Below are 8,993 nucleotides of genomic sequence, written 5' to 3'. Positions count from 1 at the left end.
ACAATAGGAACGACGATCGTCTTGGGTGTAGAATCCCCAGCGGCAAAATTGACAGGGATGGCAGTATTGGCGTAATCAGCAGGGGCTGTAGCAGTACCATTGGTGAGGTTCACGGTAGCTGAGGCGGTGCCGGCGCTGCTACCTGTGCGAGTGACTGTCACGGCTGCAACGGGCGTTCCATCTTCGTTGACGCTGAAGGTTGGGGCGCTAAACTGAAGGCTAACCGGATCTTGAGTTCCTTGATATTCAATGTTCCGCAGCAGGTAGTCGGAACTATCGTCTTTAAAAGACGTGGCGGTGTAGGCAGCGGTGGGGGTATCGTAGGCTTTGGCTGAGAACCGCAGTTCGTCAAAACTAATGTTGCTGGTAGGGTTTGCTTCTATTTTGAATTTGAAATTGCCATCGGTGCGATCGCCCGTGAAAGTCACTCCATCTGAACCCACAGTAATCGGTTTTTGGATTGCCGGAGAGTTTAGACGAGTAATCGTAAAATTGCTGGCCGGTACCAGAGTCCCGTTATTAAAGATTTGCAGCAAACCAACTTCATTACCTTGATCGCCGAGTCCGGGGTTAGTTTTGGGACTCAATGCGCTGAGGTCGATCGTCGCGCTACTAATATTTTGGTCTTCTGCCCATTTCAGCTTCAGTACCTGAGATTGACTGGTGTTCGGATCGTAATTAATTTCCGCCCGATTTTTATTAGGATCGGTGAACCAACCATTATAAGAGGATGGCACACCAATACCAGGGGTGCTGCCGTAACTCAACCAACTTTTAGGGTTTTCATTCGTTGGTAAAGTGAGATTGGCGATCGCGGTAGGGTTGAGGTAGTCAGTTTCCACCCCATCAAAAGCTACCCCAGACAAATTAATACCTTGATTCTGGGCAGCAGTAGGCCATTTTGTGATTAGGTCATTGACGTTGGTGAAATTAGTGGTTTGACCCAAAGAACCATTGAAAGAAGTAGGCATAGCTTTTCTTTTGCTAGTAATTAAGGATTGGAAGTGACTGGAAATTTCAGCGTTGGGCTATAGTTCTCTGTCACGGTAAGAAACATTTCATCCTCAATAACTTCGATCCGGAAAATTTTTCCGATATTTTTTTTATTCCTAGACGCACTCAGACAAAAAAACCGCGTTTTTTACCTTGTTTGCCGATAACAACGGGTATTTTCGTAAAAAATCGCTTTTTGGCGATCGATACGTAAGTTTTAATTTCTGTAAAAAGCGTTTTTTTACATCCGTACAGGAGAGCTTAAATAATTGTCGAAATCCGTAAATTTACCTATAAGAATTATCAAAATATGTGAAGCAATGCGGTGCAGGTGCAGGCGGCGGTTGAAACCAGCTTTGCACAAACGATGTCCGGCGGAGGCGACTGAAGAAAATAATACCAATTTCAAAAAATAATGCAACAGTATTCTTGTCCCTCCCCTTTACAAGGGGGGGCTAGGGGGGGTCAAAGAGTATTGCATGATTTTAGAGAAATGGTATAACCTAATTTTAACTGCCCGGTATTCATCCCGAACTCCTCGGCTGCAAGCTTGTACAGACGCGCTTTCAACCGCTTTTGTCTACTTAATCCAAGCGTATTGATATGTGAAGGTGCAGTTGCACGCTAGCAGGGCTGTTTTTCTTGCACCCTAAAGCTTTGAGCAGTTGGAGAGTAGAGGGATGAATTAAGCAGGTAATATCGTTTCCGGCTGCATCGTCAGGTGATAAATTAGAGGGTAATTCATAAATTATTTTTACAAGTCACCACCTATCTCGGTGCAATTTTCAGTTGTTCGATTCACAGTCAACAGTCAGTAGGGGCGGTGGATGGTGCGTGCGGGCCCTCTTAACAGTCAACAGTCAACATCATGAGGAGTGCAACCGGAATTGATATAAACAAACATCCCAGAATTTGAGATAGTGAAGTAACAATCGAATAGAGTGCTTCTACATTTCCTCAGATTTGGAATAATATCGTTTACGGTCGATTGACAACAATAATATTCGATCGCGCGTGCGGGCTTCAGCATCCGCACTACGAACCGTTTTTGTGATGAGAATCGACAGGAAATGATTTAAGAGGCGTTGCTGAATTCTTACTTTCATAATCGCATAATTTATCTCCCATTGAGTTTTCCGAAGTCAAAAATCAAAGCGATTCTCCGTTATCCAGAAGTGGGAATTTTAAATTTTATTAATTAAGCGATTGAGCTATTAATGCTAGTATATCGCGGTCGCTAGACTAACAATAGTAAAATTCGTTTGTGGTGCGGACTTGCATACGCTTTCATGTTGCGGACGCTGACTGACGCACGAGATCGAACCGTTTTTGTGATGGTAATCGACAGGACATGATATTACTGATAAAAATGCTTTGAAATAATTTTACTATCTGTGTCTGTTTTTATAACCAGTTAGATAGTTGAATGTGTTGTAGGACATTCGATCGCTAATAGCTGTCAGCTACTAATTCACTATCTCAAACAATAAATTATGTCAGTCGCTCCACATTCACCGCACTCGATCGCCTATCCCAACAATTTACAGACAAAGACTAACCACAGTATAACCGCTGGCCCGATCGCACTTGAACGGCAAAATCCAACCGGGGCGATCGCCCGCCAGCTTCTATCATCCGTCATTGATCGGATGTGATTGCTTAAAAATTTTGAGCGCTATTGATTAGATTCCGGGCGTTTCTGGCGTTTTTGCTGCACAAACTGTTCCAAATCCGCGATCGCATCTTCAAAATCCGACAAATTAATTTTCGCAGGTTTAGCCTTCTTCGGCGGGCTCGAAGGCTGACTCGCAGACTTAGCTTGAGGAGGCGGAGACGGAGGCTGCGCCGCTTCAGTGTTGGCAGTTTCTATATAATCGAACAATTCATCCAGGGACTGAAAAAAAGATTGAGCCGAGGCCCGCCGTAAATCTTTGCGATCGTCGTCATCCATCATAAGCTACTCCATAGACTCTCAAACTTGCCGAGAAACTCCGCCCCCCGGCGCGTACAGATATTTAAACATCAAAACCCCAATCAGCTAAAACCCTTGACAAATTTTACTTTGAGCCGAGGCCAGATCCACCTCGCATCCCCCTTAAGAAGGGTGACTTTGACCGCCTCTTGTTCCCTCCTTTTTAAGGGGGGCTAGGGGGAGATCGGGCTTAAAAAGGGGAGTAGGGGTTGACTTCGATCGCCTCTTCCCCCTTCTTCAGGGGCTGCGAGGGCGATCGGGACTATAGGATCAAACACTAAACCCGCACTGCATTTGACGTGGTTGTTGACATCAATCGGCATTGTCAGCCCTCAAAGTCTATCTAACTTTACCCGCCCAGTCAGTGATTTGAAACTTGGGGCGCACCGAGCTCGAAATCATTGACCCTAAAAAAATCTCAGTTACTGTCTAATTAACCCTAGTCTAGTCGAGAATAAGGACACAGGACTTATGCAACTATTACCGCTGTTCAAAGGTTGCGATCGCAACCTACAAGCTTAAAATGACGGACAGACGGTGTTTTTTGCTTGAGTCCTAAGATTTCAAAGGCATTAGGAGATTTTAAGGTGACTCAGGGATTTGATTACGATTTAGCAATTATCGGCGCTGGCGTGGGCGGACACGGCGCGGCCATACACGCGGTTAGCTGCGGGCTGAAAGTGGCAATTATCGAAGCGGGGGACATGGGGGGGACTTGCGTCAACCGCGGCTGCATTCCCTCCAAGGCGCTGCTGGCGGCTTCCGGGCGAGTGCGAGATTTGCGAAATGCCCACCACCTCAAGATGTTGGGTATTCAGTTGGGGAGTGTGGATTTCGATCGCTCTTCGATCGCCAATCACGCTAACACTATTGTTAGCAAACTTCGCGGCGACTTAACCAACAGCCTCAAACGTTTAAACGTCGATATCATCCAAGGTTGGGGCAAAATTGCCGCCGCTCAAAAAATCACTGTCGAAACAGATAAAGGCGAGAAAACTATTACCGCCAAGGATATTATTCTCGCTCCCGGTTCGATTCCTTTCGTTCCCCCAGGGATAGAAATTGACGGCAAAACTGTATTTACCAGCGATGATGCTGTCAGATTGGAATCACTACCAAAGTGGATCGCAATTATTGGTAGCGGTTACATCGGTTTAGAGTTTTCGGATATTTACACAGCATTAGGCTGCGAAATTACGATGATTGAAGCTCTAGATCAATTGATGCCGACTTTTGACCCAGATATTGCTAAATTGGCCGAACGAGTGTTAATTACACCCCGCGATATTGAAACAAAAGTGGGATTGTTGGCTAAGAAGATTATTCCCGGTTCCCCGGTAATTATTGAATTAGCTGATTTCAAAACGAAGGAAGTTGTCGAAGTTTTGGAAGTTGACGCTTGTTTAGTAGCAACTGGGCGAGTTCCGGTAAGCAAGAATTTGGGGTTAGAAACTCTTGGCGTGGAAACGATTCGCGGTTATATCCCCGTTAACGATAAGATGCAGGTTTTGGTGGCTGGAGAACCAATCGCGAATTTGTGGGCGATCGGCGATGTTAATGGCAAAATGATGTTAGCGCACGCTGCATCGGCCCAGGGAATTGCGGCAGTCGAAAATATCTGCGGGCGCGCTAGGGAAATTGACTATTTGAGCATCCCGGCGGCGGCGTTTACTCACCCGGAAATTAGCTATGTGGGAATGACTGAACCTGCGGCTAAAGAGTTAGGAAAAGCTGAAGGGTTTGAGGTCGCTTCTGTCAAGAGTTATTTTAAGGGAAATTCTAAGGCTATTGCGGAGGGTGAAACCGACGGTATGGCTAAGGTGATTTACCGGAAAGATACTGGGGAATTGTTGGGAGTTCACATTTTTGGTTTGCACGCTTCGGATTTGATTCAGGAGGCGGCAAATGCGATCGCCCAGCGCGATTCTGTCAACACTTTAGCGTTTCGAGTTCACACGCACCCGACGCTTTCGGAAGTGCTGGATGAGGCTTTCAAGCGGGCGGCTGGAGCGGGTAGTCATTAATCTGTAGGGGCTGTTTTCTTGTTTTATATCCCCGACTTGTTGAATAAGTCGGGGATTTCGGTATTCTGTTTTAGGGCGGCGGTAGAGAAAATTAAAGGAGATGAAAGTGTTCGCAATTGCAACTTTTAGAGAGAAACTGGTTTCTGAGATTTACGCTCATGCCGAGAAACCGGGTATTCTTGGAGTTTTTGGTTGGGTGACGAGAAATATAGAGAGAAACCCGGTTTCTGAGATTTACGCAGAATAGATATCAAATGGGTTCTACAGCGGTTCGAGATCGTTGTGAGGTATGCCCTATGCCCTATGCCCTATGCCCTATCCCCTACAGTACCTCAGATGAAAGCTCGAAATGCTATACACAACAGCTTAACTAATTCAGTAGTGGAAATATTGAAACTTCCGGTAGTCCTCAATCCTGGTCTATAGCTTTCAATGCTGCTAAATATCGCTCTTGAATGTCTTTGCGATCTAATTCATCGAAATTTGCCTGCTGGCTGGCGCGTTCAGTCTGATCGGCGTGTCGCCTGAGTGCTTTTCGGTGTGTGGTTCGATTGGTGAAACGGGCCACAACTGCGATCGCCTCTAGCAACCGCATCGTAATAGCTACATTCGATTTTCCATTCTGTCGAATTTGGTTAAAGGCTGCATCGAGCACGTCAGCAAAGGCGATGGGTTCCGCAATCATCCGAAGCTGGTTGCTATCGTCGTAGCGGTAGGGAGAGGGAATTTCTCTTTGGGTTAAACGACAAAGGGCCGCACTCAGTTGGTCAATACAGCGGATAGCCGTAAACGGATCGTTGATTCCTGGGGAAAGAGCGCGTACTGCAATCTCAACGAGTTGGTCGATCGAAAACTCTACATCCTGCCGCTCCGTGCGCTGCGAGCCAATCAGAAAAGCACCGTTAATCTTGGATGTAAGTTCATCGTTTACTTGTTTTCCAGGAAAGACTTGTACAAGTTCACTTCCTTCGACAGTAAAGCGACCGGGACGCTGTTGAATTTGTAACAGCAGGTTATGCTCGCTGGCAATTTCCATTAGTTGGTCATTATTAATGGCTTGAATGTAGCCGCCGTTGTTTGCTGAAACTGGACGGGCATCTTGCTCAAAATTAGCTGGAAGATCGGCGGAAATATCCGATGGATTGTCTTGCTGCTTGTTTTTAGCTTTACTGGTTCCAATATTTTCTGGAAACAGTCGATCGATCGCACTATCTAGTTCCTCACCAACTAATTTAATCACGTGATCGACCTGAATTGATAAGGCAGAATGATGAATAAAATAAATCAATACGCCAATGCTGGCGATCGCCAAACCAATCCCGCAAGTTACTGCAAGGTGGGGGACAAACTCATGTTCTTCTAACCCGTTGATTGTTCGCAGCACCATCAAGCTATACACAAAGGTGGAAATGAACGTTCCCAGCACAATTTGGTTGCCCTTATCTTGCATAAAGTTACGCAGCAAGCGAGGGCCAAACTGCGAAGATGCAAGCTGAAGGGCAACGATTGTAATTGAAAAAGCTGTTGTAGCAACGCTCATCATTGAACTGGCGATCGCCGAAAGAATCGCGCGCGAGCCGCTCGGGCCTAGAGTATAGGCCCAACCCAATTCTCCAATCAGTTTGGTTTTTTGATTTTGGTCAATCCAAATGGTGACGAACGAAAGTGCGATCGCCAAAAAAACCATGACGCTTGGCACAAACCAGAAACTCGAATTTAAGGAATCCCAATAGTTGCTGAACTTCGTATTTTTCACCCCTATTTCCCCTCAGTATATTTGTTGTTGGAAATTACTTTGCCGTCCTCAGATTTAGTGCGTTGAAACTCTGTTGCCGCCAGTTGTCTGAGGGCGCGGCTGATACTGCGCGATTTGGGAACTTCAGCTTGTCCGGCGGGCCAGCCTTCCCGCTGGCGGGTGCGATCGCCGTCAGTGTCTTCTGTCTGATCGTGGAACAAAATCTGCTGAGTTGGGAAGGGAAGATCGATCCCATTTGCTACTAGCTTGTTTTTAATGTTAGTTAATACGCGGTCTTGAAAATCTAAGAGTTCGGCACGGCGAGGAGGCTGCACCCACCAGCGAGCGCGAATGTTAACACTGCTACCGGCCAATTCTACGACGATCGCATCGGGAGCCGGATTTTTTAGCACTCCATCAACTTCATCAATTGCCTCTAAAATTAATTGTCTGGCCGTATCAATATCATCTCCGTAGCCAATCCCGATGTCATACTGCAAACGGCGATTGTCAAACGCTGTGTTCACGATGACTGAGTTGGTGAATAGTTCCGAGTTCGGAATTACTATGCGCCTACCATCATAGGTTTTGATTATTGTCGCCCGCGTTTGAATATTTTCTACAGTTCCTTCAAAGTTTTTGAAGACAATTTGGTCATCAATTTGGAAGGGTTCAGTTAGCAGGATCAAAACACCCGCTAGAAAATTTTGCAGGATATCGCGAAACGCAAACCCGATCGCCACACCGCTAATCCCCAATAGCTGAACGAGATCGTTTGCTTTGATGGACGGAATGACGATCGACAAAGCAATAAACAATCCTGTAAGAACGGTTACTCCTTGTGCCAATCGCCCCAGCACCAATCCTAAATTGCGAGCTTGGCGGTGAGCGGTGGTTAGTTTTCTGACCGTTCGTTTCAGGGTTCTGCCAATAAAAAAGAAAATTGCGAAAACAATCAGTGCCAGTACAATATTTGGTAATAAAATCAGAAATTCGTTTCCCATTGCCTGGATTTTACTCCAAACATCGGTAATTTTTGTTGTTGTATTCACAAGAGTGTTAGCCAATAGATCACAGCTAATTTTATGCCAAAGCCATCCGATGGACCTCTACCAAAGGTTAGTAATTTGCTCCCAGTGCAGCGTGGCTGAATTCCTGCTCTCTGATTTATTGAGGGCGGGGGTTGGGGGACGAGCTAATTTTGAAGGAATTCGAGAAATTCTTGTGCTTGGGCGATCGATTCTGCCGATCGGGCGATCGTAACGGCATCAAGTTCGCCAGAATCTCCAGCATTTCGCAATTATTGAGGGGGTGCGATCTTAAATTTTTATCTCGTCGGATATTTTTGAGCAGCGGGTATTGATAATTAGTAAACCATTCTTCATTCATCAACTGGCACTTAATCACTAGGCATTTTGCAGGGAGCAATCTGCTACTATTGGCATAGTTTTATTAATTTATTCACACTTTTGAGCGCACCTCAAGCAGAATGCTGCAAATCTGGGTGAATTTTGGCAACAACAAAAGGAGATTCGAGATCGATCGACCAGTTTTCATCAGTCACTTGGAGATTGGGATCTAAGATCAGAGTCAGTTCGCCAATTTCATCATCGCCATCATCGCTCACCAGGTTGTTTTCAACCGCAGATAAATCGGCTTTGAGTAAAAATTTAAGTTTAATCCAATGGGAAGTGGGATGGTTGTTGATGATATTTGTGCCGATCGATCGACCTATCAACTCAGCATAGATGGGCTGAATCAAAGCTATTTCTTCATAAAACTTATTGTCATCCCAATAACCGCGTATTTTGTAATTGCAGGATTCTAGATGTTTCTCGATGAGGTGATTTAGGGCGATCGGTGCTAATAGTTGAGCAAGTTCATCCCAAATTTGGCGATTTGTCGAGGTTACTGCATTCAAGAGATTACATTGGGTTGTGTGCGATCGGGATTATTTCATTATACTAAATAGCGCACTCCGATTTTCTCCTACTGACTATCGCTTGTTTTATGAATGAATGGTTGTCAAAGCGGTAAAAATCTCCTATACTGTTGGAGAAAAAGAATTAGTGATACTCAAAAAAATAGCGATCGCACCTCAACAATAGAAGGGCGATCGCTCTTTCAGCAGCTAAGTCTATTCTCAGAAATACCAGAGCAACATAGCCTGTGTCTAGCATTTTCAGGTCATGGATTTAAAAGACTATAGCAATCCTAAATCATTTGTGAATTTCTTACTCCCTCCCCTTACCAAGGGGAGGGTTGGGGG

8 protein-coding genes are annotated in these 8,993 nt (G+C 45.4%); 2 read left to right on the top strand and 6 right to left on the bottom strand.

Annotated elements, in window-relative coordinates; translation table 11 throughout:
• Positions 1 to 971 (bottom strand): Calx-beta domain-containing protein (locus tag AACV78_RS13515; RefSeq protein ID WP_304941069.1); only part of this gene is annotated, 971 nt, incomplete at its 3' end.
• A 1,515-nt stretch (positions 972 to 2,486) separates the two neighbouring features.
• On the opposite strand from AACV78_RS13515, the gene AACV78_RS13510 reads away from it, so the two are divergent.
• Entirely contained in the window at positions 2,487 to 2,648 is a 162-nt protein-coding gene (locus tag AACV78_RS13510) for a hypothetical protein (protein ID WP_194009694.1), read from the top strand.
• 20 nt (positions 2,649 to 2,668) lie between these two features.
• Here the strand turns inward: AACV78_RS13510 and AACV78_RS13505 are convergent, their stop codons facing one another.
• Together AACV78_RS13505 and AACV78_RS13500 are read right to left on the bottom strand one after the other, a co-directional pair.
• Positions 2,669 to 2,947 (bottom strand): hypothetical protein, encoded by a 279-nt coding sequence (locus AACV78_RS13505; RefSeq protein WP_194009695.1) that lies wholly within the window; start codon positions 2,945 to 2,947, stop codon positions 2,669 to 2,671.
• Positions 2,948 to 3,138: 191 nt separating this feature from the next.
• Positions 3,139 to 3,288, bottom strand: a complete 150-nt coding sequence (locus AACV78_RS13500; protein ID WP_194009696.1) for a hypothetical protein — start codon at positions 3,286 to 3,288, stop codon at positions 3,139 to 3,141.
• A gap of 264 nt (positions 3,289 to 3,552) precedes the next feature.
• Between AACV78_RS13500 and lpdA the strand changes: the two genes are divergently transcribed.
• On the top strand, positions 3,553 to 4,989 hold the full coding sequence (gene lpdA / locus AACV78_RS13495) for a dihydrolipoyl dehydrogenase (protein WP_194009697.1): 1,437 nt from the start codon (positions 3,553 to 3,555) through the stop codon (positions 4,987 to 4,989).
• A 409-nt stretch (positions 4,990 to 5,398) separates the two neighbouring features.
• Here the strand turns inward: lpdA and AACV78_RS13490 are convergent, their stop codons facing one another.
• The 3 genes from AACV78_RS13490 to AACV78_RS13480 all read right to left on the bottom strand — a co-directional run bounded on the left by AACV78_RS13490 (position 5,399) and on the right by AACV78_RS13480 (position 8,645).
• Entirely contained in the window at positions 5,399 to 6,745 is a 1,347-nt protein-coding gene (locus AACV78_RS13490) for a DUF2254 family protein (RefSeq protein ID WP_194009698.1), read from the bottom strand.
• A gap of 2 nt (positions 6,746 to 6,747) precedes the next feature.
• Positions 6,748 to 7,776, bottom strand: coding sequence for a mechanosensitive ion channel family protein (locus AACV78_RS13485; RefSeq protein WP_339383626.1), 1,029 nt, complete (start codon positions 7,774 to 7,776; stop codon positions 6,748 to 6,750).
• A gap of 428 nt (positions 7,777 to 8,204) precedes the next feature.
• Positions 8,205 to 8,645, bottom strand: a complete 441-nt coding sequence (locus AACV78_RS13480) for a hypothetical protein (RefSeq protein ID WP_194009699.1) — start codon at positions 8,643 to 8,645, stop codon at positions 8,205 to 8,207.
• Between the last annotated feature and the right edge of the window lie 348 nt (positions 8,646 to 8,993).

The organism is Tychonema sp. LEGE 07196, assembly GCF_963890365.1.
In the GTDB taxonomy this organism is placed as follows: domain Bacteria; phylum Cyanobacteriota; class Cyanobacteriia; order Cyanobacteriales; family Microcoleaceae; genus Microcoleus.
The sequence above is the reverse complement of the archived record's forward strand: the minus strand, read 5'-3'. Positions and strand labels throughout refer to the sequence as shown.

What these genes read in the sequence shown, in the direction of transcription:
- AACV78_RS13510 (WP_194009694.1), top strand. Translation starts at nt 2,487, where the DNA reads ATGTCAGTCGCTCCACATTCACCGCACTCGATCGCCTATCCCAACAAT.
- AACV78_RS13505 (WP_194009695.1), bottom strand. Translation starts at nt 2,947, where the DNA reads ATGATGGATGACGACGATCGCAAAGATTTACGGCGGGCCTCGGCTCAA.
- AACV78_RS13500 (WP_194009696.1), bottom strand. Translation starts at nt 3,288, where the DNA reads ATGCCGATTGATGTCAACAACCACGTCAAATGCAGTGCGGGTTTAGTG.